Raw genomic sequence first — 607 nt, 5'->3', positions numbered from 1 at the left:
CACTATCTGTTAGTTAATTCTTTAATTATCGTTTCAGCCTTATGTAATTCTTCTAATAGCGCATGTGGATAGTCATTGTAACTGTCCATATACGCACGCACACCACCCACAATGGTTATTCCCTTAATATCCTCGTTATTCTCTAATATTTCTAATGTCTTCTTATATCTTTTATATATTAATTGTAAAATGCCACTATTAATATCTTTAACATAGTCTTTCTCCAACTTATGTATCACGACTTTTACTTGTTGAAGTAACTGCCTTTTCTTGTTCACTATGTCCTCCTATTTACTCGTTACGAATTATAATTGTCCATTTTAATATCCTTGCATGCTCCCCAATCTAATTTATCTCTTTTATAACATAATATTTTCCACTTCTTTTTTCTGTTTTTTCTATAGTCTTACCTCTTTGTATCTGGTCAACTGAGTATTTCTATCCTGCTCTATTTAACTAAATTGGATTATCTGGATACTCATCTAAATATCTGCTAATTAAATCTTTACTTTCACTATCATCTGGTTCTGTTCCTAAGTATTTATACTCCCAAATAACTAACTGGTCACCAAAACTATAATCAGTATCGAACCAATTGGTATAATCA

Annotated in this window: 2 protein-coding genes; both read right to left on the bottom strand. The window is 30.8% G+C overall.

Annotated features, from left to right (window positions below; all coding sequences use genetic code 11):
- Positions 1-2: 2 nt before the first annotated feature.
- On the bottom strand, positions 3-278 hold the full coding sequence (locus AC1DTM_RS30665; RefSeq protein ID WP_199715438.1) for a hypothetical protein: 276 nt from the start codon (positions 276-278) through the stop codon (positions 3-5).
- Positions 279-456: 178 nt separating this feature from the next.
- Positions 457-607 (bottom strand): immunity protein YezG family protein (locus tag AC1DTM_RS30660; protein ID WP_477001728.1); only part of this gene is annotated, 151 nt, incomplete at its 5' end.

This window comes from Bacillus sp. P4_D3 (assembly GCF_056401855.1).
Note: the sequence above shows the minus strand (reverse complement) of the source record. Positions and strands in the feature narration are given on the sequence as shown.